This is a genomic window from Herbaspirillum sp. Her2, assembly GCF_057961375.1.
Genome location: NZ_CM176331.1, coordinates 614,670 through 641,232 on the forward strand (window position 1 = coordinate 614,670; position 26,563 = coordinate 641,232).

General features: G+C 58.5%; 38 protein-coding genes. 26 read left to right on the forward strand and 12 right to left on the reverse strand.

What is annotated here, in order from left to right:
* Positions 1–65: 65 nt before the first annotated feature.
* Positions 66–848, reverse strand: a complete 783-nt coding sequence (locus tag ACWHXP_RS02725) for a GntR family transcriptional regulator (protein WP_039784589.1) — start codon at positions 846–848, stop codon at positions 66–68.
* 82 nt (positions 849–930) lie between these two features.
* Entirely contained in the window at positions 931–1,878 is a 948-nt protein-coding gene (locus ACWHXP_RS02730) for a LysR family transcriptional regulator (RefSeq protein ID WP_489634563.1), read from the reverse strand.
* Between the two features lie 175 nt (positions 1,879–2,053).
* On the opposite strand from ACWHXP_RS02730, the gene ACWHXP_RS02735 reads away from it, so the two are divergent.
* Positions 2,054–3,145: a tartrate dehydrogenase gene (locus ACWHXP_RS02735; protein ID WP_489623460.1), complete on the forward strand. Its 1,092-nt coding sequence runs from the start codon at positions 2,054–2,056 to the stop codon at positions 3,143–3,145.
* Between the two features lie 76 nt (positions 3,146–3,221).
* Here the strand turns inward: ACWHXP_RS02735 and ACWHXP_RS02740 are convergent, their stop codons facing one another.
* Entirely contained in the window at positions 3,222–4,424 is a 1,203-nt protein-coding gene (locus ACWHXP_RS02740; RefSeq protein WP_489634562.1) for an MFS transporter, read from the reverse strand.
* A 114-nt stretch (positions 4,425–4,538) separates the two neighbouring features.
* On the opposite strand from ACWHXP_RS02740, the gene ACWHXP_RS02745 reads away from it, so the two are divergent.
* The 8 genes from ACWHXP_RS02745 to ACWHXP_RS02780 all read left to right on the forward strand — a co-directional run bounded on the left by ACWHXP_RS02745 (position 4,539) and on the right by ACWHXP_RS02780 (position 9,832).
* Positions 4,539–5,450, forward strand: a complete 912-nt coding sequence (locus ACWHXP_RS02745; protein WP_489634561.1) for a LysR family transcriptional regulator — start codon at positions 4,539–4,541, stop codon at positions 5,448–5,450.
* A gap of 107 nt (positions 5,451–5,557) precedes the next feature.
* Positions 5,558–6,226, forward strand: a complete 669-nt coding sequence (locus ACWHXP_RS02750) for a DUF2268 domain-containing putative Zn-dependent protease (RefSeq protein ID WP_489634560.1) — start codon at positions 5,558–5,560, stop codon at positions 6,224–6,226.
* A 34-nt stretch (positions 6,227–6,260) separates the two neighbouring features.
* On the forward strand, positions 6,261–7,268 hold the full coding sequence (locus tag ACWHXP_RS02755; RefSeq protein WP_489634559.1) for a dienelactone hydrolase family protein: 1,008 nt from the start codon (positions 6,261–6,263) through the stop codon (positions 7,266–7,268).
* Positions 7,265–7,780, forward strand: a complete 516-nt coding sequence (locus tag ACWHXP_RS02760) for a hypothetical protein (protein ID WP_489634558.1) — start codon at positions 7,265–7,267, stop codon at positions 7,778–7,780. Before ACWHXP_RS02755 ends, ACWHXP_RS02760 begins: the two co-directional genes overlap by 4 nt.
* A gap of 74 nt (positions 7,781–7,854) precedes the next feature.
* The gene (gene trbK, locus ACWHXP_RS02765; RefSeq protein WP_489637757.1) at positions 7,855–8,055 is read left to right on the forward strand and encodes an entry exclusion lipoprotein TrbK; all 201 of its coding nucleotides are present in this window, start codon (positions 7,855–7,857) and stop codon (positions 8,053–8,055) included.
* A gap of 9 nt (positions 8,056–8,064) precedes the next feature.
* Positions 8,065–8,811: a hypothetical protein gene (locus ACWHXP_RS02770; protein WP_209567275.1), complete on the forward strand. Its 747-nt coding sequence runs from the start codon at positions 8,065–8,067 to the stop codon at positions 8,809–8,811.
* A 345-nt stretch (positions 8,812–9,156) separates the two neighbouring features.
* Positions 9,157–9,627: a hypothetical protein gene (locus ACWHXP_RS02775; RefSeq protein ID WP_209567273.1), complete on the forward strand. Its 471-nt coding sequence runs from the start codon at positions 9,157–9,159 to the stop codon at positions 9,625–9,627.
* A gap of 40 nt (positions 9,628–9,667) precedes the next feature.
* Positions 9,668–9,832, forward strand: a complete 165-nt coding sequence (locus ACWHXP_RS02780) for a hypothetical protein (RefSeq protein WP_158601284.1) — start codon at positions 9,668–9,670, stop codon at positions 9,830–9,832.
* A gap of 29 nt (positions 9,833–9,861) precedes the next feature.
* On the opposite strand, the gene ACWHXP_RS02785 is transcribed toward ACWHXP_RS02780, so the two are convergent.
* Positions 9,862–10,812 carry an NAD-dependent epimerase/dehydratase family protein gene (locus tag ACWHXP_RS02785; RefSeq protein WP_489634557.1) on the reverse strand — a complete coding sequence of 317 codons (951 nt, stop codon included), beginning with the start codon at positions 10,810–10,812 and terminating at the stop codon, positions 9,862–9,864.
* 108 nt (positions 10,813–10,920) lie between these two features.
* Between ACWHXP_RS02785 and ACWHXP_RS02790 the strand changes: the two genes are divergently transcribed.
* Positions 10,921–11,814 (forward strand): LysR family transcriptional regulator, encoded by an 894-nt coding sequence (locus ACWHXP_RS02790; RefSeq protein WP_489635880.1) that lies wholly within the window; start codon positions 10,921–10,923, stop codon positions 11,812–11,814.
* Positions 11,815–11,852: 38 nt separating this feature from the next.
* On the opposite strand, the gene ACWHXP_RS02795 is transcribed toward ACWHXP_RS02790, so the two are convergent.
* The 7 genes from ACWHXP_RS02795 to ACWHXP_RS02825 all read right to left on the reverse strand — a co-directional run bounded on the left by ACWHXP_RS02795 (position 11,853) and on the right by ACWHXP_RS02825 (position 16,818).
* A complete protein-coding gene (locus ACWHXP_RS02795; protein WP_489634556.1) occupies positions 11,853–12,527 on the reverse strand; it encodes a DUF1989 domain-containing protein in 675 nt (224 codons plus the stop codon).
* Positions 12,524–13,339 (reverse strand): amino acid ABC transporter ATP-binding protein, encoded by an 816-nt coding sequence (locus ACWHXP_RS02800; protein ID WP_489634555.1) that lies wholly within the window; start codon positions 13,337–13,339, stop codon positions 12,524–12,526. The genes ACWHXP_RS02795 and ACWHXP_RS02800 overlap by 4 nt, the downstream gene beginning before the upstream one ends.
* Before the next feature lie 6 nt (positions 13,340–13,345).
* Positions 13,346–14,020 carry an amino acid ABC transporter permease gene (locus tag ACWHXP_RS02805; protein WP_489634554.1) on the reverse strand — a complete coding sequence of 225 codons (675 nt, stop codon included), beginning with the start codon at positions 14,018–14,020 and terminating at the stop codon, positions 13,346–13,348.
* 1 nt (position 14,021) lies between these two features.
* Positions 14,022–14,684, reverse strand: a complete 663-nt coding sequence (locus tag ACWHXP_RS02810) for an amino acid ABC transporter permease (protein WP_121045089.1) — start codon at positions 14,682–14,684, stop codon at positions 14,022–14,024.
* Between the two features lie 16 nt (positions 14,685–14,700).
* Positions 14,701–15,279 carry an urea carboxylase-associated family protein gene (locus tag ACWHXP_RS02815; RefSeq protein WP_227022816.1) on the reverse strand — a complete coding sequence of 193 codons (579 nt, stop codon included), beginning with the start codon at positions 15,277–15,279 and terminating at the stop codon, positions 14,701–14,703.
* A gap of 62 nt (positions 15,280–15,341) precedes the next feature.
* Positions 15,342–15,977 (reverse strand): DUF1989 domain-containing protein, encoded by a 636-nt coding sequence (locus ACWHXP_RS02820; RefSeq protein ID WP_121045086.1) that lies wholly within the window; start codon positions 15,975–15,977, stop codon positions 15,342–15,344.
* Positions 15,978–15,984: 7 nt separating this feature from the next.
* Positions 15,985–16,818 (reverse strand): transporter substrate-binding domain-containing protein, encoded by an 834-nt coding sequence (locus tag ACWHXP_RS02825; protein ID WP_329802319.1) that lies wholly within the window; start codon positions 16,816–16,818, stop codon positions 15,985–15,987.
* 173 nt (positions 16,819–16,991) lie between these two features.
* Here ACWHXP_RS02825 and ACWHXP_RS02830 point away from each other — a divergent pair, with 173 nt between their 5' ends.
* The 12 genes from ACWHXP_RS02830 (at position 16,992) to ACWHXP_RS02885 (ending at position 23,554) form a co-directional block, all read left to right on the forward strand.
* On the forward strand, positions 16,992–17,453 hold the full coding sequence (locus tag ACWHXP_RS02830) for a MurR/RpiR family transcriptional regulator (protein ID WP_489637758.1): 462 nt from the start codon (positions 16,992–16,994) through the stop codon (positions 17,451–17,453).
* A 43-nt stretch (positions 17,454–17,496) separates the two neighbouring features.
* The gene (locus ACWHXP_RS02835; protein WP_489637759.1) at positions 17,497–18,000 is read left to right on the forward strand and encodes a MurR/RpiR family transcriptional regulator; all 504 of its coding nucleotides are present in this window, start codon (positions 17,497–17,499) and stop codon (positions 17,998–18,000) included.
* A gap of 119 nt (positions 18,001–18,119) precedes the next feature.
* Complete coding sequence (locus ACWHXP_RS02840; protein WP_199725130.1) at positions 18,120–18,635, forward strand: DMP19 family protein; 516 nt, start codon at positions 18,120–18,122, stop codon at positions 18,633–18,635.
* Positions 18,636–18,701: 66 nt separating this feature from the next.
* The gene (locus ACWHXP_RS02845) at positions 18,702–19,118 is read left to right on the forward strand and encodes a hypothetical protein (protein WP_489634553.1); all 417 of its coding nucleotides are present in this window, start codon (positions 18,702–18,704) and stop codon (positions 19,116–19,118) included.
* Positions 19,119–19,269: 151 nt separating this feature from the next.
* Complete coding sequence (locus ACWHXP_RS02850; RefSeq protein WP_157845692.1) at positions 19,270–19,674, forward strand: ribonuclease E inhibitor RraB; 405 nt, start codon at positions 19,270–19,272, stop codon at positions 19,672–19,674.
* Between the two features lie 64 nt (positions 19,675–19,738).
* Positions 19,739–20,152 (forward strand): hypothetical protein, encoded by a 414-nt coding sequence (locus ACWHXP_RS02855; RefSeq protein ID WP_489634552.1) that lies wholly within the window; start codon positions 19,739–19,741, stop codon positions 20,150–20,152.
* 141 nt (positions 20,153–20,293) lie between these two features.
* Positions 20,294–21,151 (forward strand): hypothetical protein, encoded by an 858-nt coding sequence (locus tag ACWHXP_RS02860; protein ID WP_489634551.1) that lies wholly within the window; start codon positions 20,294–20,296, stop codon positions 21,149–21,151.
* A 3-nt stretch (positions 21,152–21,154) separates the two neighbouring features.
* Positions 21,155–21,538 (forward strand): SMI1/KNR4 family protein, encoded by a 384-nt coding sequence (locus tag ACWHXP_RS02865; protein ID WP_134040376.1) that lies wholly within the window; start codon positions 21,155–21,157, stop codon positions 21,536–21,538.
* Positions 21,539–21,602: 64 nt separating this feature from the next.
* Positions 21,603–22,172 carry a hypothetical protein gene (locus ACWHXP_RS02870; protein ID WP_489634550.1) on the forward strand — a complete coding sequence of 190 codons (570 nt, stop codon included), beginning with the start codon at positions 21,603–21,605 and terminating at the stop codon, positions 22,170–22,172.
* 4 nt (positions 22,173–22,176) lie between these two features.
* Entirely contained in the window at positions 22,177–22,524 is a 348-nt protein-coding gene (locus ACWHXP_RS02875) for a hypothetical protein (protein WP_489634549.1), read from the forward strand.
* Between the two features lie 330 nt (positions 22,525–22,854).
* On the forward strand, positions 22,855–23,148 hold the full coding sequence (locus ACWHXP_RS02880; RefSeq protein ID WP_489634548.1) for a DUF7684 family protein: 294 nt from the start codon (positions 22,855–22,857) through the stop codon (positions 23,146–23,148).
* A 43-nt stretch (positions 23,149–23,191) separates the two neighbouring features.
* The gene (locus ACWHXP_RS02885) at positions 23,192–23,554 is read left to right on the forward strand and encodes a hypothetical protein (protein WP_489634547.1); all 363 of its coding nucleotides are present in this window, start codon (positions 23,192–23,194) and stop codon (positions 23,552–23,554) included.
* Positions 23,555–23,704: 150 nt separating this feature from the next.
* On the opposite strand, the gene ACWHXP_RS02890 is transcribed toward ACWHXP_RS02885, so the two are convergent.
* Entirely contained in the window at positions 23,705–23,983 is a 279-nt protein-coding gene (locus tag ACWHXP_RS02890; protein ID WP_489637760.1) for a hypothetical protein, read from the reverse strand.
* 203 nt (positions 23,984–24,186) lie between these two features.
* Here ACWHXP_RS02890 and ACWHXP_RS02895 point away from each other — a divergent pair, with 203 nt between their 5' ends.
* The 4 genes from ACWHXP_RS02895 to ACWHXP_RS02910 all read left to right on the forward strand — a co-directional run bounded on the left by ACWHXP_RS02895 (position 24,187) and on the right by ACWHXP_RS02910 (position 26,549).
* The gene (locus tag ACWHXP_RS02895; protein WP_489634545.1) at positions 24,187–24,573 is read left to right on the forward strand and encodes a hypothetical protein; all 387 of its coding nucleotides are present in this window, start codon (positions 24,187–24,189) and stop codon (positions 24,571–24,573) included.
* A gap of 52 nt (positions 24,574–24,625) precedes the next feature.
* Positions 24,626–24,868 carry a hypothetical protein gene (locus ACWHXP_RS02900; protein WP_209567237.1) on the forward strand — a complete coding sequence of 81 codons (243 nt, stop codon included), beginning with the start codon at positions 24,626–24,628 and terminating at the stop codon, positions 24,866–24,868.
* A gap of 56 nt (positions 24,869–24,924) precedes the next feature.
* Positions 24,925–25,752, forward strand: coding sequence for a hypothetical protein (locus ACWHXP_RS02905; RefSeq protein ID WP_489634544.1), 828 nt, complete (start codon positions 24,925–24,927; stop codon positions 25,750–25,752).
* Between the two features lie 215 nt (positions 25,753–25,967).
* Positions 25,968–26,549, forward strand: a complete 582-nt coding sequence (locus ACWHXP_RS02910) for an RNA 2'-phosphotransferase (protein ID WP_489634543.1) — start codon at positions 25,968–25,970, stop codon at positions 26,547–26,549.
* Positions 26,550–26,563: the final 14 nt, after the last annotated feature.

Below are 26,563 nucleotides of genomic sequence, written 5' to 3' on the forward strand. Positions count from 1 at the left end.
AATTCTTCTTCGGGAGCGTAAAAACCCGCCTGCGACCCGCAGTTCAGGCGCAAAGCTTCACTTTTTCAGCCAAAACGCTTGCGGCGGGTGGGTGTCGTTGCCGGTGCGTTGCCCGGCACCGGTGCAGCCTGCACCGACTCGGCGCGTACCTGTTCGAGGCGGGCGATGGTGAGGCGCTCGACCACGGTGTGGCTGTCTTCGATGTGACGCGCGATCAGCTCGCCAGCCAGAGCGGCATCGCTGCGGGCGATGGCATCGAGGATGGCGCGGTGTTCGGCGTAGGTGTCATCGATGCAGTCGCCATAGGCGAAGTCCAGGCGCCGCATGATGCGCAGCTGGTTGGCCAGCTGGCGGTAGACGGTATCGGCCTCGGGGTTGCCGGCCGCCTGCACCAGCGCGCAGTGGAAGGCTTCGTCCAGGGCCGCGACGGCCAGCCCGTCGGGCAGGCGGTCGCCGGGGGCGCACTGCCAGATCGCGCCTTGCTCGGCCACCAGCTGCTGGCGCACGGCCGGGGCGATGCGCGGGGAGCACAGCTTGCGCACGGCGTGCAGCTCCAGCATCTCGCGCAATTCGTAGAGGGAGGCAAAGCGGGCCAGGTCGATTGGCACCACTTCCCAGCCATTGCGGAAGTGGCCGCGCACCAGGCCTTCGCTCTGCAGGCGCATGAGCGCTTCGCGCACGGGCGTGCGCGAGACCTGTAGCCGCTCGGCCACATCGTTCTCGGCAAAGCGGTCGCCGGGCAGCAGGCGGAAGGCGTAGATGTCATCGCGCAGGCTGGCATAGACCGTGTCGGTGAGCTTGCCGGCACGGCGGGTGGCGAGATCGGCGGGCGCTTGGCTGGACGTCATGAAGGAAGTGACTGGGCGGGTGGACGGGGTTGGCGGCTATCTTAACGCGGGCGCGGGGGCGGATGGAAGCTGCACCGCGCTGCTAGCGCTTGCCCAACACGGTAATACGCGGCTTGGGCGAAGTTTCAGCCAACTCACGCGCAATGAAATCCACAAAGCTGCGCACCCGCGTCGACAGCTGTTGGCGCTGTGAATACACCGCAAAGATATCCGCATTGGGCGTCAGCCAGCCCGGCAGCACCTGCACCAGCCGCCCCTGTTCCAGATAGCTGCGGATATCCCACTCGGCGCGCATGAGGATGCCGTGCCCATCCAGCGCCCACTTCACCGCGATCTCGCCGTCATTGGTGGTGAGGTTGCCGCGGATCTTGACCGTCTCCGTTTTGCGCGAAGCACCGCTGCCCGAAGACAGCTTCCACACCCCATAAGCCTCGTCACCCTGGCGGATGCCCACGCAATTGTGTTTGGCCAGGTCATGCGGCGTCTGCGGCATGCCCCTGCGCCTGAGATAGTCCGGCGAGGCGCACAGCAGGCGCGCATTGGATGCCAGCCGCCGCGCTACCACCCGGGTATCGGGCGGCTCGCCGAAGCGGATGCAGACATCGAAACTGTCCTCGGTCAGCGGCGGCGGCATCACCGACAACTGCAACTGCACCGACACCTGCGGATGGCGCGTCACGAATCTGGAAATCACCGGCGCCACATGGCTGCGCCCGAATCCCAGTGTGGCGTTGACCCGCAGCAGGCCTTCCGGGCGGCGCTTGGAGCTGCCCAGCAGTTCGGACAATTCATCGATCTGGTCGAGGATGCGGCGCGCATGTTCCAGATAGAGCTCGCCCTCGGGCGTCAACATCATGCGGCGCGTGGTGCGGTTGACCAGCGGCACGCCGGCCCGCGCTTCCATCAGCGTGAGGTGCTTGCTGACCGCCGCCGTGGTCAGTCCCAGCTCGCGCCCGGCCGAAGAGAGACTGCCGGCCATGGCCAGCACGGAAAAGAAACGCAGGTCGGCGGGAAGAACGGTGTCCTGCATGAAACCTCGCCAGGAAAACAAAAAATGGATTGTTGAATTCAGGTTAAGAATGCTTTAAGTCTAGCACCGGTTCCTGTCCTTTCAGTATGGGTAAAGTAGTCCGCATGCAAAGACGCGGCGCATGCCGTCATTTTGCGAGACCCCACACCGCATCTCATCAAGAAAGGCTGGAGACATGAAAACCTATCGCATCGCAACCATCCCCGGCGACGGCATCGGCAAGGAAGTCATTCCTGCGGGCCGCCAGTTGCTGCAAGCCCTGGCCGCCGCCCGTGCCGACCTCGCCTTCGACTTCGAGGACTTCGGCTGGGGTGGAGACTACTACCGCCAGCACGGCGTGATGATGTCCGCCGATGGCCTCGATGCCCTGCGCGACAAGGACGCCATCCTGTTCGGCTCGGCCGGGGACCCGCACATTCCGGACCACGTCACCCTGTGGGGCCTGCGCCTGAAAATCTGCCAGGGCTTCGACCAGTACGCCAACGTGCGCCCCACGCGCATCCTGCCGGGCATCGACGCGCCCCTCAAGCGCTGTCGTGCCGAAGACCTGAACTGGGTCATCGTGCGCGAGAATTCCGAAGGCGAATACGCCGGAGTCGGTGGCCGCGTGCACCAGGGCCATCCCATCGAAGCGGCCACCGATGTCTCGATGATGACCCGCGCCGGCGTCGAGCGCATCATGCGTTTCGCTTTCAAGCTGGCGCAGTCGCGTCCGCGCAAGCTGCTCACGGTCGTCACCAAGAGCAATGCCCAGCGCCATGCGATGGTGATGTGGGACGAGATCGCGGTGCAGATTGCCAAGGAATTCCCGGACGTGAAGTGGGACAAGGAACTGGTCGACGCCGCCACCGCGCGCATGGTCAACCGTCCCGCCACGCTGGACACCATCGTGGCCACCAATCTGCATGCCGACATCCTCTCCGACCTGGCCGCTGCGCTGGCGGGCAGCCTGGGCATTGCGCCCACCGGCAACATCGATCCGGAGCGCCGCTATCCGTCCATGTTCGAACCCATCCACGGGTCGGCCTTCGACATCATGGGCAAAGGCCTGGCCAATCCGGTCGGTACCTTCTGGTCGGTGGTGATGCTGCTGGAACACCTGGGCGAGCACGATGCAGCGGCGCAGGTGATGCAGGCCATTGAAGCGGTCACGGCCGATCCGGCGCTGCATACCGGGGACCTGGGCGGCAAGGCGACCACGGTGCAGGTGACCGAAGCGGTCTGCAGTTTCGTGGCCAAGGCGGCGCGGGTGCAGCAAGAGGCTTGAGTGATGCGTCTTGAATGAGGAAGGCCGGCTTGATGCCGGCCTTCTTGGTTGAGGCGCTGAGCGCAGCGGCGTGCTGTCAGCGCGGTGAGAGTTTCGCCACGATGGTAGCCATCACCACCGCCAGCATCGCAATCCCCGCCGCCAGATAGCCCACCTGACCGGTGCCCCACGACGACAGCGCCGCACCGCCCACCGCGGCACCGAGCGCGATCCCGCCATTGGCGGCCGAGACATTGAGCGTACCGGCCAGCGCCTGCGCGCCCGAAGCAGCCTTCATCACGCGGATCTGGCAGATCGGATAGAGCGCCGTATTGGCGATGCCCCATACCGCCAGTGCCAGCGCAAAGGCCCAGCCCGCCTGGCTCAACAGCATGCTGCCCGCCATGCCCAGCGCGAGGATGGCGCAGAAGAGGGCGGTGGTGGCGAGCGGCTTCTGATCCACCCACAGCCCGCCCAGCCAATTGCCGACCAGGCCGACCGCGCCAAAGCCCATCAGCCACCAACCGACATGCGCGGGGGCGATGCCGGCGGATTTTTCCAGCATCTCGGCCAGATAGGTATAACCCGTGAACATGGCCGTGAAGACCAGTACCGACAGTGCCACGTTGGCCAGGAAGAAGGGGCTCTTCAGGATGCGTGCCTGCGCCGCCATGCCACCGCTGGGGGCGCTGCGCACGCGCGGCACCACAGCCGCAATCAACACTGCCACCAGCAGCGACAGCAGCGCCAGCAGGCCGAAGGCGGCACGCCAGCCGACGGCCTCCGACACCAGCGTGCCCAGCGGAATACCGAACAGCATGGCCGCCGAGATGCCCAGATAGACCGTCGACACTGCGCGTCCGCTTTTTTGCGGTCCGGCGATCTGTGCTGCCGTCTCGCTGGCCGTGCCCCAGAACACTGGCAGTGCCAGCGCCGGCACCAGGCGCGCGACGGCCAGTATCCAGATGTTCCAGGCCAGTGCGGCCAGTGCATTCGAAAGCGCGAAGATCACCAGGATGACGATGAACAGGCGCTTGCGTTCCAGATGCGCCAGGCTGGCCGTGAGCAGCGGACCGCACAGCATCACCACCACGGCAAAGAGCGTGACCAACTGGCCGGCACTGGCCACGCTGATGCGCAGATCGCGCGCCAGTGCGGGTAGCAGCCCAACGATCAGGAATTCAGTGGTCACGATGACGAAAGCGGCCACCGCGAGAATGGCGATCGAGGCACTGCCGCCCTGCGTATCTTGCGCTGGCTGAGTGCGGGTGCGCGCGGTGGCGCTGGGGGCAGTTGGCATGGGAAAAACTCCGTTTTGAATTTGGGCCCGCCATGGTAGGTGAGAAAAAATGTCCACTGTTGGATATAAAATCGTCACTTATCTGGAGAAATATTCCATCTGCGGGAGTGCAAGATGTCGCCACTGGAAAGGCTGAAAGGTCTCGAGACCTTTGTTGCCGTCGTCGAAGCCGGGAGTTTCACGGCGGCGGCGGAGCGTCTGCATCTCACCAATTCAGCGGTGGGCAAGGCCGTGGCGCGGCTGGAGGAGCGGTTGAAGCGCCCGCTGTTGCAGCGGGGCCGGCGACGCGTTGAGTTGACCGATGCGGGTGATGCGTTTTATCAGGTCTGCGTGCGCGTGCTGGATGAGTTGAAGAGCGCCGAGGACATGCTGGCCTCGGATGAGTTGGCGCCTTCGGGCCGGCTGCGCGTGGACATGCCTGCCACCTTTGGCCGCTTGCGCGGCATGGGGTCGCTGCTGGCCTTTGCGGAGAAACATCCGCAGGTCACGCCGCAGGTGTCCTTCACGGATCGCTTCGTCGATCTGGTGGAAGAGGGGCTCGATGTGGTGGTACGCATCGGGGGCGGCGACGTCTGGCCGGCCACGCTGGGTTATACCTGCCTCGGACATGAAGAACTGGTGTTCTGCGCTGCGCCGTCCTATCTTGCCCGCCGTGGCGAGCCGCGCACCCTGCAGGAATTGCAGGCACATGATGCGGTGCTGTATGCGCGTGCAGATGGCAGCAGCAGTCCGTGGCTCATCAAGGACGGCGATCAGCCGGTGGTACGCCAGCATGCGGAAGGGCGCATCATTCTTGGACAGGCCGAGGCGCAGGTGGCGGCGGTGCAGGCGGGATTGGGCATTGCGCAGCTGGCAACCTGGGTGGTGGAGCAGGCCTTGCGTGAGGGTAGCCTGGTGGCTATCTTGCCTGCGCATGTGACGCAGGGGTTGCCTCTGCATATCGTCTGGCAGCGCAGCCGTGAGCATTCGGCCAAGGTGCGGGCGGTGGTGGGGCATTTTGAGAGGACGCTGGGGATTGGGCGATGATCGATACGTAATCGTGGTTCAATGCTCCCTCTGCAGGGGGAGAGGCCGCCTTCGCAATGCGTTGTCCCACAGGCTTTCGGAAAGGCCATGATTTTCATGAGGAGTTCATGACGATTCATCTGCATTTTCTCGATGCGCGTGCAAGCCTGACGCCCTTGCGCGCATGGATAAGCGATGCACTGCTGCAGACGCATGCCAAGGCTGCGCAGCTGTTGCCCTTGCAGCCGCTGGATGTGGTCATACAGGCCGGAAAACAGGTGGTGCCGGAGAAGGGACTGCTGGGATATGCTCCGCGCCCCGGGCTGATCCACCTCACCATCGATCCCGGTCATCCCGCGCTGCTGGCCAATGCACAGTCTTCGCTGGAACGCATGTTCGCCCACGAATTGCATCATGCCGCGCGCTGGGATGGTCCCGGGTACGGGGCGACACTGGGCGAGGCGCTGGTGTCGGAGGGGCTGGCGGGACACTTCGCGCAAGAGCTCCTGGGTGGGGATCCGGAGCCCTGGGAAACGCTGGATATTCTGAGCATGAGCGAGACCATCGCGCTGGCGCTGCAGATGTGGAGTCGCGACGATCATGATCACGGGGCCTGGTTCTTCGGGACTGGGACGTTGCCGCGATGGGTGGGTTATTCGCTGGGTTATCAGATGGTGGGCAGGTATGTCAGGCAAGGCGAGAGGCGGACCGCTTCCGGCATGGTTGCGCTGGAGGCCGAGGCATTGCGCAACATGCTGGCGGAAATGCTCGCGCTTGCTCAAGGGCGGGATCGGTGAACCGGAATTGAACTGACATGGAGGAGCGCAACGAATGAATTCGTTCAAGACTTTTACGGTCATCTTCGTCACGTTCTTCCTCAGTATCGGAAGTGCGAATGCGGCTTCGCCATCGCCGCTTGTTCCTGAAGAAAGTCATGGCACGACCCTCACCTTTGAGTCAGTCACACCCAAAAGGATCATGGATTTCGTGGAGCGCGCTGCCAACGAGAAGGTCTCGATCACGGGACGTCTTACCTTCCCCGACGCAGTTACTTCGCCCGTGCCGGCGGTCGTCATCCTGCACGGAAGCAGCGGCGTCAATCCAGGCGAGAAAGTCTGGGCGCAACGCCTGAACGCAATGGGTTATGCCAGTTTCGTGGTGGACAGTTTTACGGGGCGAGGCGTTTCCAATACCGAGGCGGACCAGACGCAGCTGTCGATGAGCGCGGGGATCGCCGATGCCTATTTTGCACTGCGCCTGCTGGCGGCTGACCCGCGTATCGACAGGAAAAAGATCAGCGTGATGGGATTCTCGCGCGGCGGCATCGCGGCATTGTATTCGGCCCTCGATCCTTTTCGCCGCGCCGTGATGGATGACGATCTGCGCTTTGCCGCACACATCGCCTTCTATCCGAGTTGCGGCATTAACTACACCTCGACCCATCTGGATGGTGCGCCCATCCTGATGCTGCTTGGCGGCAAGGACAATTACACGCCGGCCGCACCGTGTGTGGAGTATGCCGATGCATTGCGCAAGCAGGGTGCCCAGGTCACGCTGAAAACCTATCCCGATGCCTATCACGGATTTGACAGGCCGACGCGGCTGCATGTGATCAAGTCCGCTACCAGCGCCCGCGACTGTCATGGCAGCTACGATCTTGATTCGAACCAGTTCGTGATGCGCAAAGGTGATCAGGTCTTGTCGGGGGCGGATGCAACTGCAGAAGCGAGGCGCTGCCTGAGCTATGGCGTGATGCTTGGCGGTGATACGCTGGCGCGCGAGCAGGCACCTTTGGATGTTGCTGCATTTCTCAAGGCTGTCATTGAGGAGGGGAAGTGATATTGCTGAGTCTGGATGATCCGAGGTGGAAGGAATTTGAAGGAGGCTATCGGTTGCCATACGATGCCTCAATTGCGCTGCGCGCTTTGCGCAATGGCATGGATGTGTGGGATGAACTCTGGAGTGAGCTGTATCACCAGGGTGACGTCGGAATTGCTTCCTATGCGGCCGTGCCGCAGTTGGTGGCGATGGCAATGAAAAATGGAAGCCGGGACTGGAATTTCTACGCCCTGATTGCCGCCATCGAAACTGAGCGTCACCGCAGGGGAAATCCTGCTGTCCCGGATTGGCTGATGGAGAGTTATCAGGAAGCCTGGTGCCGCGTTGTGCCTATTGCGACGTCTGACTTGGCAAGGGACTGTGACGAATCTCTTGTACGAATTATTCTGGGTGTTCTTGCATTGGCAAAGGGAGCGACCAAGCTGGGCGCATTGCTTTCGTATGCAGATGCATCTGAAGTAGACGAGTGGGCAGAACGACGTCTTGACTGGTCGGAACAGTATCGCGGATAAGCTCTTCGAGTTCTCATGAGCAGCTCACGCACGGTATCATTCTCGCTTATCAAGAATCAACGAGGAGTCCTGATTTGAAAACGCGCGCGAATGTGGCCATCGCAGTCATTGCCGTGGCCATCATGGTTGTCTTCGCTTACCGAAGCTTCACCCGTCAGCCGGCAAAAATATCGCCTACGCCAAATGTAGAAAACTGTACCCCGGAAGCGATTCGAAAAGTCAGCGACGTCCTGGAGCGATCGATCTTGTCGTCACGCTGCGCCAAAAAAGAATAATCGGACTGAATGCGCCGTTATCAACTGCACAGTGAACTTGAAATAAACAAAGAAAAAGGGGAACTCATGAAGCTGCGGAAGACGATATCCGGAATGTCAGCCAGAAACTGGCTCTTGTCCCTTACTGCGTCAACGTGCCTGCTGCTGGGTGACCCGGCCCAGGCCGAGCCCGCGCAGCCCTTCACCAGCGCGGCGCAGGAGCAGGCTGCAGGTACCAAGGGCGTCGTGCTGATTTCAGCCAACTGGGGACGCAGCTGGGGCTGCGGCCGCAACGACTATGCACAGTTGCAGTTGTTGGGATTTGACAAGATCGAGCCTGGCACCCGGCCCTTGAGCCAGCGTCCCGAGCTGGTCATTCAGGGCGCGGAATCAGGCAATGCACAGCAGATTCCCTTTTCCAATTACGCCTTCCTGGTTGATCCCGGGGAGTATGAATTCAGTCTCTATCTGATTCATGTGGCGCGTTCCATGACGCAAACAGCGCATTTCAGCGGTGACCGCAAGAGCCTGTTTCAGGACGGGCGCTCCAAGGTAGGCAGTTTCAAGGTCGGTGCCGGAGAGATCGTCTACGTGGGGCACTTCGCGCTCGACTGCGTGCAGGCCCCCATGCCTTGGCGCTTCTATCCGGAGACGCGTGCCGACTTCACGCAATATCTGGATAAAGTCAAACAGCAATATCCTGACCTTGATACGTCCAAGGCCGTGTTCCGTCTCTTTGAGACCAAGTTGATCGGCAAGCCGTATGTCTTGCCATGAGTGGAAGAGCAGGTCATTGCGGAAAGATGGACGAGCGTCGATAGTGAAGCGCATCGCACTGCCATTTGTCTCAAGTGTTGATCGGAAGTAAATCGATCGTCAGCAGTCGTCGCACATCGGCAGGAAAATGCTTTTGAGCGCCAGGCGCTGGGCGGCCTGTTGTTGATGGCGTTGCGGCCTGTGTATGCGGCCGATCTGCGCGGACTCATTCTGTGGACCGTTCTCGGTCTGGCACCTGCCTGCATGGTCTTCACCCGGATGTGAAAGAGTATCTGGTGACTGGTATCAACGAATGTGTTTCCGTATTCAGCCTGGAGGACCCTGCGGTGAAATCCGCTTTCGACCATGAGCAAAGATGAAAAAAGAGCCGTCTCCGATGAAATCACCAGGCTGGTGGCAGAGCTGACGTTCATGATGGGCGTTCTTGAAAAGGTACCTGATGCGTCCGTGCTCGCCGCCCACTGTCGCGAACTGCTTTCCTTCGAACTTCAACAGGACAGGCCTGCTCGCAAGACCTATCTGAACGGCATGAAAAAGGAGCTGCTCGTGGTCGCCCGCGAGACCATGGGAGCGAAGAGCTGGGCATCATTCAAGGCCATCCTCGCTCGTGATGCTCTGTTTGGAGAAACCTATCTGCATAAGATCCGGAATGAGGGCGTGATCCGGGACGAGGATGAATACCGCAAAGTGCTCATCGAACTTGATCTGCTGATCAATGGTGATGAAGGAGCGAGCCCTGCACCAGAGCAGGTGCGTCTGGTAACTGACGTCAACGCCATACTTGCCCGCTCGCCGTTCTTTCAGGTTCGCGATTGATCATGCTGTGCCAGCGAGAAGCGCATTTCTGATTCAGGCAATGAATGCGCAGGCCGGGAGAAATGACCGGCTGGATATCGCGCAGTGTTTTGAGGTGCAGGGCATTGATCGGCAGCAATTGGGGGCCGCTCCTTTTGATGAAATACCCCCGCTCATATTCTCCGTGCAGAAACAATTTTTGCGGCAGTTGCAGCTGCTCGATTGATCGCACGGGGCCGCCGTGAGCTCGCCTGCTCAAACGGACGTTCCGCCTTGGCTGGCCAGTGCCCTCCGGATACCGTCCGCATAGGAAGTCTTGGTGATCGGCCCGATCAATTGCTGAAGCGCCGAATCATCCATGATCACCGGCTGCGTCTGCAGATAGTGCATCTCCACCAGTTCGCGCATCATCGGATTGAACAATCCGATGATGCGCAGCATGGTCTTTCCCGCCACGCGCTTCTTCAGCTTGCGCCCGGTCTGCCTTTCCATTTCTTCCACCAGTGCCTGTTGCGACGTCACCCCGGCACCGGCCAGGTGCCAGATCCTGCCGAAGGCCGCAGGCGTGTTGATCAGCCTGGCCACGACCGGTCCGACATCGGGCACGAAGACGAACTCGTGCGGGCGATCCAGCGGCCCGATCATGTCTGCCGTGCCGCCCTGTGCCGCCGCCTTGATCGCACCGCGCAGGTAGCTGGCTTCGACGCCGGGGCCGTAGAAATCCGGCAGACGCAGCACCGCTGCACGGATGCGTCCTGTGCTGTCGGCCTGCATCAGCAGGTCTTCCTGCGCCTTGCGCATGCGGCCCTTGAAGGTGTGCGGATTGCGCGGATGGTCTTCCCGTATCGGTGAGGTCTGCGGCAGACCGTAGGGATACACCGTGCCGATCAGCAGAACCTGCCTGACGCCAGCGCTGATCGCGCCGTCCAGCGTCTTGCGCATCAGTGCAGGATGCAGCTCGAACTGCGTGTAGTTGACGCCGACCAGATAGATCAGCGTGTCGATCCCCTGTGCGGCGGCTTCCACGGAAGCCGGCGAGTCGGGGTTCCAGCTGACGATCTCGGCCAGCGGGTCGGTCCCGAAGGCCTTGCGCAAACTGGCTTCATTGCGGCCGACTACGCGATAGGGCAGCCCTTGCGCGCTGATGGCAGAGGCGATGCTTTGACCGATGGCACCGGCGGCACCGAAGAGGGCAATCCTGGACATGGGGTTCTCCCGAAAGATGGTGTGAGTACGAACATGCTCAGTATGCGAAATTGCGGTATAAATGAAAATTGCATAAATTAGCCTAGCGTCTATACATAAATGAATACCCTGGCCGACATCGAACCGAACTGGGAGTGGTACCGCAGTTTTCTCAAGGTGCTGGAGACGGGATCGCTGTCAGCGGCCGGGCGCGAGATGGGGCTCACGCAGCCGACGGTGGGCCGCCACATCGAACAGCTGGAGTCGGCGCTGGGGCTGAAACTGTTCGTACGCTCCTTTGATGGCTTTTCTCCTACGGATGCCGCGCTGGAACTGAGGCCTTATGCGGCCGGTATCGCGGCGACTTCCGCCGCACTGCGCCGGGTCGCCAGCAGCCACGGCAGGGAAGTGCGCGGCACGGTCAGGCTGACCGCCAGTGAAGTCATCAGCGTGGAAGTGCTGCCCCCGATCCTTGCCGAACTCAAGCATCAGCATCCGGGGCTGTGCATCGAGCTGGTCATGTCCAACAAGGCTGATGACTTGTTGCAGCGGGAGGCGGACATTGCCGTGCGCATGTTCAAGCCGGTCCAGGATGCGCTGATCGCCAAGCGGCTGGGCAGCATCGAAGTGGGACTGCATGCGCACCAGCGTTATCTGGCGGCACATGGGGTACCGCACTCGATTGATGCACTGGCGGGCCATGCGCTGATTGGTTTCGATCAGGAGAGCGCCTTTGTGCGCAAGGTACTGGAGCAATTCCCCTGGCTCGCGCGCACCGGCCTGGCATTCCGGGCCGACAGTGATCTGGCGCAACTGGCGGCGATTCGCGCGGGCTTCGGCATCGGGATTTGCCAGGTGGGGCTGGCGGCCAGGGATGACGCACTGGTGCATCTGCTGCCCAGGAAATTCTCTCTCAAGATGGAAACCTGGATTGCCATGCATGAGGACTTGCGGGCGAGCCCGCGTTGCGCCGTGACCTTTGCTGCGTTGGTGGCGGGATTGGGGGCGTATATACGGGGGTGAAGCGCGGGGCGGTGTGCGTGGCCGGGTTCGCAAGCGGTTCAGTTCTGCGGTACCCAGGTATGCGTTCCCGGCAAATCGGAGTGAAAGTCCTCCAGCACGATGATTTCGACCGGCTTGGGGGTGTTGTCGCCCTGGCCCTGGATCTTCACGATGTCCTGTGGACAGGCAGAGAAGGCGACGAAGCAATCCATCTCTGCGCGCATTGTGATGAAGTCGCCGGGTTTGGTCACCGTCGGCAGTGTCTTCAGCGTGATACCGTCGGGCTGGACACGGATGTTCATGAAAATGTTGAATGACGCCAGGTTGGGGCGCGGCGGCGTTACGCCCAGCTCGAACATGCCCTCGAACATGTTGTCGCAGCAATTGCGGTGATAGTGCTTCACGCCGAGCAGTTCATAGCGCCGGCGGTCGCAAGCGGCCATGAAGGTGTCGTGGACGCCGGGTGTGGCGTCTTCCACTACGGTCAGAATGGGGTGGCGCTGGTTGGTGACGAAACTGTCACCGACGATGGGATTCAGGCGCTGGTTCCACACGCGCGTGGTTTCCATGCACATGTATTCGGCCAGGTCGTAGGCGTTCCATGCCCAGCAGTCGACCACCTGGGTGCCATGCGTGTTGACGACACGCACGGCCTGCCCGGCTTTGAGGCGAACGGCCTTGCCGTGGCCGGCGGGGATGGTAAGGGAAGCGGAAGCAGATGTCGAAGCAGTCATGATGGGGAGGATCCTGGGGTGAAGCGTTGAAGAAATTGGCGCAAACGCGCTGACGACGGCTGATCGATGACTTGCGACGGCGGGCCCATCTCGACGATCTTGCCGCCGTCCATGAACACCACCAGGTCGGCTACTTCGCGGGCGAAGGCAACTTCGTGCGTCACGACGATCATGGTGGTCTGCGCTGCCGCCAGGCCGCGCATCACGGCCAGCACCTCGCCAACCAATTCGGGATCGAGCGCGGAGGTCGGTTCGTCGAACAGGATGACTTCCGGCACCATGGCCAGCATGCGCGCAATACCGACGCGCTGCTGCTGCCCGCCGGACAGTGAGGCGGGCAGCGCCATATGCTTGCCCGCCAGGCCCACCTTGCGCAAGGCCTCGGCGGCAATGTCGCTGGCGGCGAGACGCGACATGCCCTTGACCGAGATCAGGCCTTCCATGACGTTCTCGATCACGTTCATGTGCGGCCACAGGTTGAAGCTCTGGAACACCATGCCGATACGGCTGCGCTGGGCGCGAATTTCTCTTCCGGGACGGGCGACCGGCTTGCCCTGGGGCCCTTCCTTCACGCCGACTCGCTCGCCGCCTATCCATACTTCGCCGGCGTCGGGCGGTTCCAGCCAGTTCAGGCAGCGCAGCAGCGTCGACTTGCCCGAGCCGGAAGGGCCCAGAATGCACACCACCTTGCCGCGCTCGATATCGAGATCGACGCCATCAAGGATGCGCTGGGAGCCGAAGGATTTGACGATGTCGCGCGCACGCAGGGCGATGTTGCCGTTCACATTCGAATGGGGTTCAGTCTGATTCATGGCAGGCTAGCGAGTTAAGGGGATGCCGTGGGCCACGGCGATACGCTGCTCCCAGCGGCGTGTCAGCGCATTCAGCAGCGCAGTGGCGGCCCAGTAAACCAGCGCCACCATGCAATAGACTTCCAGTGATGCGTAAGTCTCGGACACCACGCTTTTGGCGGCGAACATGAACTCATGTACCGAGATCACCGATAGCAATGCGGAATCCTTGAACAGGCCGATCATCAATCCGGTCATGGTTGGCAGCAGCAGGGGCAATGCCTGCGGTGCCACTATCCTGCGCACGATCGCGAGCGGCGACATGCCGATGGCGATTGCCGCTTCCACCGTGCCCTTGGGCAGGCTGTCGATGGCGGCCTGAATCACCTGTGCGATGTAAGGGGCGTAATAGATCCCCAGCGTCACTACGCCCACCACCGGAGCCGGCAGCAGCAGGCCGAAATCGGGCAGGACATAGAACGTCACATAAAGCAGCACCAGCAAGGGCAGCGCCAGCGTGAGCGCGATATACGCGTCGATCAGCAGGGCGAGCGGACGCGGGCCGGTGCGGCGCACGGCTACCAGTGCGACGCCAACTACCACGGCGAGCAATGCGCTGACCGTGCTCAGCCAGAGCGTGTCGGCCAGGCCGCCGAGCAAGGTCCCTGCGTGTTCAGTCAGGATGGCGGGCTCGAAGGCCATGTCAGCTCCTTCCCGTAGCGGCGAGCGGTGCTCTGGCCAGGTGCTTGCCCAGCGCCAGCACCGGCAGCACCACGGCCAGATAGCCGATGCTCACCATCAGCATGATCTGGGAGGAGGTATAAGTGCGCGCGATCACCATCTGCCCTGCATAAGTCAGCTCCGTCACGGCAACTACCGAAGCCAGCGGCGTAGTCTTCAGGAGGATGGTGAATTCGTTGATGAGCGCCGGGATGCTGCTCTTGATCACCTGCGGCATGACAATGCGCGTGGCGATGCGCCACGGCGCCATGCCCAGTGCGGTGGCTGCGTCGATCTGGCCGCGTGTGATGATGCGCAGGTTGCCCCGCAGGATCTCGGCGGTGTAGGCAGCGCTGTTGAGCCCCAGCGTCAGCGCCGCCGCCAGCAGCGGGCGGCCTCCCAATCCCACCAGAGGGAGAGAAAAGAACACCAGGAACAGTTGCACCAGCGCCGGCGTGCCGCGCATGAAGCTGATGTAAAGCCGTGCCAGCCAGCGCACTGGTGCCAGTGGTGCCAGTTGCATGGCCAGCGCAATGTGCCCCCAGATCAGGCTGCCGATCGCGCCGAGCACGGTGAGCGCGACCGTCATCATCCAGCCGTCGATCAGCGAGGGAATGCTCTGGATCACCTGGGGGCTCAGCCACATGCGAGGTCTCCTGCGTTTACAGCGCGTTCGGTTCTTCGGCCAGCGCCACTTCCAGGGCACCCGGCTGATCGTTGCCGGGTATGCCGGAGCAGCAGGCAGAGACCACGAAAACCATGTCGGCGACGACGCGGCACGCGATGAAGTCGCCCGCGCGCGTGCGGTTCGGCAAGGGAATGATACGGCCGTTCTGGTCCAGGTCAACGTGCATGAACAGGTTGATCGGATCCGGCAACTTGGGCGGGTTCAGTCCCTGCTCCCGGATCACGGCCGAGACCGATTCGACGCAGCCGGTCTGGCCGGTGTAGCCGTTGGCTTGCAGCCATGCAGTAGTCGATGCCGGCATCAGCAGATCGTGCGTACCGACGCTATCCTTGCCCAGTACCATCAGCGCGCGCCGGTAGTTGCTGACGATGCGCATGCCGGCCTGCAGCACATAGGAATTGCTGAACACGCGGGTGTGATGCACCGACATGAAGATGTCCGGGCTGGCGCGATCGAAGGCGAACAGCATGGCGGTTGCGCCGGCCTCCTTCGCTTCAATGCGCAGGATCTGGCCGGCCCTGACCTCGACGGCGCGGCTTTCTCCGGCTGGCACGGCAAGGCGGCTCGGCGGCAGGGGGCTACGGGAGGGAGTCTCTTTTAACAGCAGCATGATGGTCAGTCGATGGACGCGGCGGCACTGCTGTGCGGATCGGCGTCGTGGATGGAAATGGCGATGTCGGTCACGCGCAGGCCGTTGCCGGGAATGATGTCCTGCGGGCAGGACGAGACGGCGCACAGCAGGTCCTCCAGCACCTCGAAGGTAATGTGATCACCCGGCTTGCTGGTCGGATCAGTGACCTGCATGCGGCGGTCAGCCGTGACCGGGCCGTTCTGGAACAGGTTGAACGGTTCCGGCACGTCGAACTTCGACAGACCGTGCAAGGCCAGGCCTTCGTGCATGTTGTCCAGGCAATTGCGATGGCCGGCCACGTTGAAATCGACCGTGAAGCGGGTGTCGTCGCAGGCGGGCACGTTGGCGTCGTGTACGCCGACGGTGTCCGCCACCACGCGCAGCAGCGGGCGGTCCAGCGAGGAATACAGATGATCGCCGACGTCGAAGAAGATCGAGTTGAGCTTGCGGCGTGTATGCGTGGGCGACAGCTTCTCGTGCTTGTCGCGGGCCACGACGGCCACGAAGTCAGCCGCTTGCTGCCCTTCGACATCGATGATGGTGAGGAACTGGCCGGCCTTCACCTCGAAGGTCCGGCCATGACCGGCTTGCACGGTCAGGGAATGAGTGGAGTTGCACATGGGGCAGTTACTTGGCGGGAATGAAATCGGTGTCCGGCGTGGCGAAGGTCACGCCGAGGTATTGTTGCTGCAGCTTGGCCAGCTCGCCGCTTTTCTTCATCGCCATGATCTGTTCGCTGACGGCCTTGTTCAGGCGCGTGTCTTCAGGACGGGTGGCCAGCGCGATCCATTGGGAGGGGCCCAGTTCACCGGTGATCTTCATCTTGCCCGGATTCTGCTTGATGACATCGGCCAGGACCGTCACATCGTCGAAGACGAAGTCGGCGCGGCGGGTCATCAGTGCCGCGACCGTCTGGTCGACGCTATCGACGCTGAGCAGGCTGATCGGTGCCAGACCCTTGGACTTGAGCGTCTCGTTGAACTGCTTGAGGATGCCTTCCGGCGCGCTGCCGGTCTTCACCGCACCGGTCAGGCCGGCCAGCGATTCCGGCGTCGGTTTGGCCGGGATCCTGGTGAAATCGTCACGCACCAGAGCACCGTTGACGGTCTTGCCGGTGGGCACGACATAGGCGATGCGCTTGGCACGCTCGGCGGTCACGTTCAGCGCCGAGCCTTCCATGTCGAAGGAGCGCGACAGCAGGCCGGGAATGATGCCGCTGAAGGCCATGCGCTGGTATTCGATCTTCACGCCCAGGCTCTTGGCGACGGCGGCCAGCACCGCCGGGTGGTAGCCGACGATGGCATTGGACGCATCGGTGTACTCGTAGGGGGCAAAGGTGGGATCGATGGCGACGATCATCTTGCCGCGGCTCTTGATGTCGTCGAGCGTGTCAGCATGGGCGGCGGCGCTGCAGAACAGCAAGGCGGACATCAGGAAACGGGAGAAACGTTGTGCAGACATGAGCGGACTCCTTGAGGTGGCTGACGAAGGAACGAGCAAGACGAATAGTGCAATGCATGTTTCATGCCAATGGTTTTGGAAACACAAGTTTCTAATTGCGGTGCCAAGGAAACAATGGATTCACGGGGCATTTTTTTGAAATGCTCGTTTCAGTGGTGCAAGGGCGGCATACAATGCCTACGTTCCATTCCAGAACGCTGCCGCACAAAACAAGTGCGTCGCACCGCATTGGAATGATTCTTGCACCATGGCATTTCCTCTTTTTCACGTATTTCCAGATCGACATGGCTATCTCCCCCCACAAGAAAGGCAAGGCGTCCGCCTCCATCGAGAGCCGTATCGCCGAGCAGTATGACCAGCTGTCGGAGATCGACCTGCGGTTGGCCGACGTCATTCTCAGCGCGCCCGGTCAGCTTGCGATGCAAACCGCCACCGAGCTGGCCGAGAGTGCACAAGTATCGAAGGCGACGGCCACTCGCTTCTTTCAGAAACTGGGCTATGCGTCTTATGACGATGCAAGGGAAAGCGCGCGCGCGGCGCTGGTGGGCGGATCACCCCTGTATCTGCTGAAACGGGGGGGAGAAGCAAGCGGGCAGCGGGCTCGACGCCTCCATCGAAGCGCACCTGAACCATGAAGTCTCTAATCTGGCCAATACCTACCGTTCGCTGGATCAGCAGGTGCTGACCGAGGCGGTAAGCTGCATCGCCAATGCGCAGCGCGTTGCGATCATCGGCTATCGCCACAGCCACACGATCGCCCAAATGATCCGTCGCGAACTGGTGCAGGTCCGCAGCAACGTGCTGGTCTTGCCGGCACCCGGCGACACGCTGGCGGAATACCTGAGTGATCTGGGCGAGCGAGACATGGCTATCGTGATCGGCTTGCGCCGCCGGGTGCCGGCCATCTCGCTGGCGATGGATGCGCTTTCCGAGAGCGGCGTGAAGACCTTGTACCTATCCGACGTGATTACGGGGGAAACCGGCCAGACGCGCCGACTGGGTGATCCGCTGCCACACCGATGGCATGATGCTGTTCGACAGCGTGGTGGCGGTTTCAGCGATGGTCAATCTGATTTGCTCGCTGACGGCGGAAAAGCTGCGCGAACGGGGCAATGGACACCTGCAGCGGGTCGAGGTATTGCACCAGAAGATGAAAGAGCTGGAATAGTTCACGCTCCTTGATAAATGAATGTACGCTTCCTGTCAGAAACTGACCTTCCATCCTCAAAATGAAGATTCCATGTTCTACATGCTCGGCTTTGATCCTGCCCGACACTGCGAAAAAAACAGGCGGACTTTGCATGCCCTGCAAGTCGGGAAAGCGCGCGGAAATTGAGGCAGCGAAAGTCGCGAGGAGAAGAGAACGTGAGCTAGATAATACGGATCCATTTCGGCTTTATTGGCGGGAGCTGGTGAACAGGGTACACAAGTCTGATGCGGGGATGGCGGGCTTGTCCGATATGGAAAGACAATATTGGGCGGTGAGTTGCCTGTCTGGCGACGTCTACAACGGTGGTTTCGATCAGTATTTTCATAACAGTTCAGGCTCGACTTATTCTGACGCCGTTGATGGCTTGATGGCGATAGGTGCCACGTCCAGCCTGCTGTTGCTTCAAGAAGCAAAGAAGATAATCTTCGGACCTGCGGACGTCCCCGTCGAAACAGCTGCCAGGCGAAGAATGCAAATGGCGGCCGACAACGACGAACTGCAGCAGCGTCTGGACGAACTCGATAATGCGTTCTGGCGAGACGCTGACAATCTGGCGACGCGAATCGAAAACTTTGCTATCACTCATGGCTTGGTTCGCGTCGAATAGATAAAAGGAACAGTCAACGAACATCAACCCTGTCAGGAATTTCTGCTGACCTTGGAATCGACCCGAATGAAACCTAGGCACTTCACGGCGCGTGCATTTTTGCCGGCTAGCGGCGTCCAATCAAATTCCGATATTTCATCACTTGCCTTGGACACCCATGGTGAGCTCGTCGTCACTGTCGCTTGCTCAATGGATGGGGATATTGTCCGTGGTCTCAAAATAGTCTTTCCACCGCCGGTAGCAGGTTTTCGCTTTCTGGATGGAACGGACTTGTATCGTTATGTTCATTCCGAAGCATTTCCCTTCGGTACTCATCTCATCGAGGTGACTGATGGTGGGTGGCTATCGGAAGAAAGCGGGCTCCAAGGATTGGAGCTTGATGGTCGGGAATGGATGGTGGTAACAGGTAACGGCTGTCTGAGTGTTTTCAGTTCTGCAGAGCCGCAATGTTCAGAGATCGGTTGGGCAGTTGAGGGAGTGTGATCGTTTTCACCGGAAGAAGCAGCTTGTCACTTTTAAAAATTTGCCATGACGTATGCATGGTCATTTCCTGGTATCGCTGCAATCGATAATAAAATTCGATGGAAGTAGCCGAGATACAACTGATGCCGTCGACCTGTTCTATTGGAAAATCATGATGAAACCGTTTCATTTGCTTCTATGCTCGCTATTGGCAGGCGCATCGCTTACGGGTTTTCCTGCGGTAGCGCAGACTTCAATTGCTGAACAACAGGATGCCCGGGTGATCGAGAACCTGCAGCGTAATGGCGCAGATTTGACCAAGACGCACGACATCGACTTCTTTCTTGTCTTCGGCCAGGAGAGCGATGCAGTGGCGGCAGCTGACAACCTTCGCGCTCGCGGTTACGAGATTGCCAGTATCGGAAAAGTCCCCAAGCGAACGCTGTGGGAGGTGCATGCGAAGCGAAAAATGGCGCCGGAGATCGGTGCAATGCAAGCGATAACACGCGACCTTTCAGCCTTGGCCGCCAGCCATCATGGTTACTACGATGGCTGGGGAACCGTCGGGATCAAATAGCCGAAGTCCGCAAGCGGCCAGAAGCGCAGCGGGTTGACAACCCGTACCTCATTCAAATGATTTCATGAAGAATCCATCCTTGGCATCCGGATCTGCTTTGGCGATATTGACCATTGGCCTTGCAATATTGGTGCTGCTGGACCACTTGGAATGGGAAACCATGTTGATAATGGTGCTTCCTCTGTTCTGTGCAGCAGTAGCAGCTGTGCTTTTCTGGCGAAAGCTATCACGTCCTTGGATCTATTTTGTTTCTACCATTGTGGCAAGTTACGCTTGCTACTTCATCCTGGACTCATCTCTCGGAATTTTCTCCATACCTGAACCGCGGGATGGCCAGCATTACCGGATAGTTGGAGAGCCTGGTGTGCTCGTCCTTGGCACCTTCAGCATCTGGCCGTTCTGCCTGTTTTTAATGGTGGTCATTTTCCTGGCCTATCTGATTTTCCGTGTCTTCTGTAGAAGGGCGGTTCAGAAATGATTGCCATAATCGACGGCCGGGAGTGCCGCGTTTCTGGCGAGAATGCCGGCAAAGTCTGCAATCGGTGGCCAGCCAGATCATTGAGCGGCTGGCTGGCGTGCAGGCCGATGCAAAGAACCCGATGACAAACTTGGACAGACCGTGAGCTACGATCTCTTTTTCACTTTCCCGCAGCCCACACAGCGAAGTGCCGTGGAGGAATATTTCTGCCGCCGTCCGCATTACCAGCTCAATGGGTCGGCGGTTTACCAGAGCCAGGACACGGGGGTGTACTTCCTGTTCGAATTTCAGGAGTGTGATGACGACCCGAATCAGCTGGTGGGTGCATCACTGAACCTCAACTACTTCCGCCCACACATCTTCGGCCTGGAGGCCGAGCCTGAGGTCCGTGCGTTCGTGGAGCACTTTCAGCCCGACGTGGAAGACCCGCAAACGCACGGCATGGACCGGGGGCCGTACACCGGCGAAGGGTTCCTCGCCGGGTGGAATGCCGGCAATGAGTTCGGCTACAAGGCAATCACATCACAGCACAAGGGGCCGTTTCTGGCCTGTCCTGAAGCGAAGATCGAGGCGGCCTGGCGATGGAATCGCGCGAAGTCGGCATTGCAAGAGGAGTTCGGTGAGGTGCTGTTCGTGCCCACAATCATGTTGGCGACCATTGATGGCCACTTGCGCTCGGCAATAGTGTGGGGGGATGGTATTCCAACGCTCATGCCGCAGACGGACGCAGTGATTGTGGTCAGGGACGAACTCGCTCCCAAGCCCCTGTTTCGTCCGCGAAAAAAGGACACTTGCGTTGTGGCACCGGACAAACTGGCGGACCTGTTCGGGCCATTTGTTGAGAAGGGCTATGCGCTACCGGTCCGCGTACCTGAGTACGAGAGGCCGACAGGCGATATAGGAAAGTTCTTCCGGGGACTGCGCGCTTTCACGGGTCAATTGAAGATCGTGTCGGTTGGCGATGTATTGAGTGAAGAGCTGCTTGGCAAGTGTGGCTGACCCTTGTCAACAACCAATCTCCAAGCGCCCAGAGTGCCACCCGAAGTTAAAAATGATGAGCGGGATACTATGCATCCATCGATACCAAGCAGCTACCGCGACTATATTCAAGAAAATGGTTTGTTCGAAGGATTCACTCTCGATGATGCGCACCCAGGCTACGTCAGCCTCTGGGCTATGGAGGAAATTGATGAAAACAATTCGGATATTGAAATCGAAACGTATGCGCCCGGCTTCATTGCATTTGCGGGAAATGGCGGAGGTGAAGTGCTGGCCTTTGATGAACGAGGGTGTGTCTACATGTTGCCATTGATTGGAATGGCGCCTGAGACCGCCATCCGAATAGCCGATAACTTTCACGATTTTGCCAGTCAATTCGTCCGATAGCGGCCAGAAACCGCAGCCGTAAGCGGATAGCAATATTGATAAAAATAATCCAAGAATAAAAATCGTGCCCATCGATCAAAATACGCTCGCTCAGTTAACAAAGGCATTTCCCTCACAGTTGAGGGAATATGCGGCATTGTTTGCGGAAAGAACTCGCCCAATAACTTTCTCAAGTGGACCTTTAATCGAAGTAAAGATCGAGGGAGAAAATCTCGAACTTCCTGTCCGGATTTATCAGCAATTCGACGAGCGAGTGTTCAAGAGTCTTCCCGTGGAAGCAGGCACTTTGTACACATGCATACTAACGCGGCACCACGATGGTTATATTCGACAGCGTCAGCTGGCAAATCTTTTCAATCAGAGCCAACCGTGGATCGTTCCGTTTGTAATCTGGTTGGCAAGTGAATATGTCATCGAAATTCTCTACGACATAGAAAAGAACGTTGATCACTTCGATGCTGGAATGTACGCCCAAATATTGAGAGAAAACCCGGCGTTCTATGCGAAGGCAAAAGCTAGAATGATTAGCTACTGGGATTGCTACTATCGGCGGACCTTTAAATATAAGAACGACTACGTTGGGTTCCGATTGTTTTCTCGCTGGGATAGGCTTGTCGACGAGTCTAAAAAATAGTCGATTGATTGCATCCGGGCAGGGACAGACGAGTCCATTAGCAAAGAAACGGCAGATTGACCATGTCCAAATATTCCAAGAGATTCAAAATTCAATTTTCCTTGGCCATCTTTTTGACGGTCGTTGCCTTTATCCTGCACTTTATAAATTTCTATTTTGGCGTAAATCAGTTTTTGGTCGCGCTGGAAATCGGTGCAATTATCATCGGCGTCATCAATGGCTTTTGCTATCTTCTTTTTGGATGGATGCGATCGAAGTGAGCCTTTTGAAAGCGCTTGAAATATCTGAAGAGAAAAATGCCATTCCTGAGGTCTGCTACTGGCCAGCAGTGAGCGTCGAACAAGCAGATTAACGCTCGTTTCAGAGCGATCAAACAAGCAAGAGCAAGATGCCCATGACCTCATTGTCACGAAAACTATTTGCCAAGCTTTGGCAGGATATTGCTGTCAATGGGGCAAAGGTTCTGGCAGGGATTCAGCCATGTTTAGCGTTTGGCTCCAGATGAATGACCGCGACTTCAGATGCAATCCAAACTGCATCACCGATGTGCCTCTACCTATTGATTTTGAAAGACTGAATCGCACCTTGCTGAATCTCAATGCGCGGTAGCCAAGTCTTAGACGATACAGATGTGCCGCGTACCTTGTCAGCAATCTGCCAGGAGTAGAAAAGGTAATCCAGGATGACCTATTCCAAGAAAATTGTTTTTCTATCCCGATCCGGCTATGTTCCTGAGCGAGATGAGGATTTCCTTCGCCAGCTTTGTCGTGATGGTGTCAGGCTCTTTTGCGTCTTGGGGGCTGATGCCGACAAATGGGAGGAGGCGTTGGACTGGATAGCCTTGGATCAAGGGGCAACTGAGCCTCATTTCATTACTACTACTTCTCATATCGATGAGTCCCTTGCAGAGGTGATCGAATTCGCACAGTTGTTTGATACGGGAGAGAAGGCCGACGTTCAGGTATTGGAGCGTTAGGGCTGCATCCGGGCAGAAACAGCCATTTCGAAGAAATATATAAATGATGCTGATATACATTCATCTCGCTGCGACACTCCTGGCGATCCTGACCGCACTCATCGCACCGTGGCGATATCTCTGGAAACACGAGACCTTGCTTCTTTCAGACATCGTATTGCCTTTTGCACCGGCGTTATTCGTGTTGTTCGGGCTGGCGCTTTTGAATGAAGCTGCGCAAGTTGGGTGGGGCGTGATTCTGTATCCGGCCATTGCCATATTGCCGGGAGCTCTCCTTCTGAATGTCAGGGCTTTTCTCTTGACGAGACTGCGTATTTCATCGGAAAAGATATCTCCAGCTTTGCTGGCCGCTGTTTCGGTGGCAGCGTTTCTCTTTGGCGCACTGGTTTCACCATGGTACGACTGACTACTCAGTGCGAATGGAACTTCAAAAACGAGTTTTGCCTGGCGGCTCTCGCTTTGCGCGTTACAAACCGGGCATCGGACCTGCGTAGGTGATTTGTAGCCAGTCAGGCAGTGAGCGGGTTGTCGAGAGATATGGAGCAAACACAGGTCTCTAGCTGATCAATTCAAGTGCGATTGCGAGCCGCTGCCTTGGCCCCCGTGAAAGTCGTTTAAATTGGTAGGCATCGACTTCGATAATTTCAAGGATGCTGCCAGCCGTATCGGTTTTCTTGCGCGGGATCTCAATAACCGCAATCTCTTTTGAACTGACTAGTATCCAATAAATGTCTTCCCCTTGGTCCGGCACGCAATTGATGAGAAAAGGGCGAGTAATAGAAGGAAAGTTTTTCTTTAAAATCTCCCCTAGGCTGCCCACGTCAGTGTTTGCCATAATTTCTCGAGATTGATCCAACAATTGGAGCCGAAGGCTCTGTTGGAGCTTCTTGGTAAACACAGGCATCAATATTCCTTTCCTCTACGGGGCTGTCGCGGAACGTCCATCTTTATCAGAAGAGAAACAGCTCTTGGAATGGTTGTTTGCTTCCAGCCAATAACGGACATAATGAGCGAAATCAATTTATAGGACTCCTGAAAGTGTCAGTTTCCATCTACTACTCCGCCCGCAGAAAAAAGCCATTAAGTCCCTCGGAGATCAAGGAAATAGAATTGATCTGTGCAAGATATTCAGTTGATTCCCAAATAGAAAAATTCCTGTCGACAGGTGTTGGCCTTAATTGGGAATCCTTTCATTTCGAACTCAACGGTCAGCGACCAGGCATGTTCAAAAGCGCTATCGTCTTTTCTGGTAGCACCAAGCTTCCAGACGATTCAGGCGAAGCGACATGGATAGGTGTGCAGCACTGGTGCGGCTGTCTCTCCGAACTGCGTCGCCTGTTAAATTCATGCGACTGGTCTGTCTCTGTTGAAGATCATGATCTGCACTGGGACAGTCTGACATTGGCCTATGATCCACAAAAGTAGCGAATGGCTCGGTCCGCAATCGGCCACTATCATATCTTCCCGTAGATTGAATATGCTCGACAAAGCCATTGTACGTTCCATCATCGATATGTTCATCTTTCTGGAATTCTCTGAAGATTCGCAGATCGATGAAGATGTTGCCGTTTCTCAGATGGAAGCCCTTGCTGCTCAACTTCACGGCGCGCCGGAAGCCACCAGGAAGGACCTGGTCGAAATGATTACGGAGCTGGCCCCGCATTATGGAGAGCGCTCGGATTTTGTTCGGGCACTGCCTCGGACAATCGGCCTTGAATGATGGAAGTCCTCTTGCTGGCGGGCGCGAAGAAAACAATCTCTTGTCCAGGAAATTGAATGTTGAACCAGATCTCCTTCCGCCATTTGCATGATGCGCTGTTGGCGCATGATGGCGAAAGCGTCTATGCCGAGGTTCTATTGCCTTGGCTCAGGTCAAGTGGAGGCCAGCAAACGTGGTTGCGCTCCCTGGGTCACCGCGAAGGTGCGCCTGTTCCTTTGGTGAGCCTGGAGGAGTCGTGGGAGCTTTATGCGCTGAGCCGCGTATTGGATCTTCTGATTCTGGGTTTCCAGAAGCCGGGGCCAGACGCGGGCTGGGAGGGTCTGCAGATTTCCATGGATGAATTTCTGGAGTTCATCGAGGTTCTCGGCCTGAGATCGCTGACGCCTGCTTCCTTTTCGCCGTTCCATCATGAGATCGTCGATGCACGTGTATCGGACAAGGCTTCTCCTGTCCCTGAAATCATCTCCTCCCGATGGCCGTGCGTGATGCTCGGCAATCTGCTTGTCCTGCGCGGCGGAATTGAATTGGAAGCAAACGCCAAGGTTCTTGATCCTGATCTGGCGCGCAGCACGACTCTGTATTGGGCCTATCGCCGAAAAGCGAGGCCTCACCATGATCTGTCCCACGGCTGGGGAAGCAACTCGCAATGGAGAACGGTTTTTCGGCGAGACTATGCCATCGGTAACATGCAGTACTTCAACGTCGATGGCAAATACGATCTGCACGCGAAAGGATCTGAATTGAAGGAGGTACTGGAAGCCTGTCCGGAGCTGACCCTCGACGAGCGAATCGAGCTCCTGACGAATCGTTGCTTCATCAGGTGCGTCAAGCCGCATGATGACCTGTTGCCGTACGATGATCGATTTCAGAAAATAGTCATCTAGAAACCGTTTCGGCCAGAGGAGGACTTGATTGATACCACTCCGAATGGAGGCTCTGGTCGGCGTCAATGTTTCCGAACATGTCGACAGGTTCGCTGCGGCAGGTTTGAATAGCCATCGCGATACGGAGCAGTGGCCACTTATGTCCTGAATGCCCGCCATTGCAGTAGGCAGACATCACCAACACATGATTGAAAACGAACAGCAACCGAAAATCAATGGAGACCTCCAGCAAATTCCTGAGCCTGGTACTCCGCCACAAGCCCGAAGAGATCGGCCTTCAACTGGATCCCGCCGGCTGGGCAGACGTAGATGAACTGATTCGATTGGCCAACGCTCACGCCAATGGTCTGAGCGTCGACCGCCCCTTGGTCGAAGCCATCGTTGCGAGCAGCGACAAGAAACGTTTTGCACTGAGCCCCGATGGCCAACGGATTCGCGCCAATCAAGGCCATTCCGTCGAGATTGCGCTTGGACTGCCACCCAGCGTGCCGCCGGACGTGCTGTATCACGGTACGGCGACGCGCTTTCTGGAATCCATCTGCGCCAGCGGACTGCATGCAGGATCCCGGCAGCATGTGCATCTGTCCGCCAGTCCTGAGGTGGCAAGGCAAGTCGGCAGCCGGCATGGCAAGCCGGTCGTGCTTGTGGTCGATGCAAGGAAAATGGCCGCAGCGGGAAGCGTGTTCCATATCGCCGATAACGGTGTCTGGCTGACCGATTCCGTGCCTGCCATTTACCTGAGCGAGCTGGTCGAGAACGCTCACGCCGGCATGGAAAACGAATCCGGCGTGAAGTGAGCATTGCGTTGTTC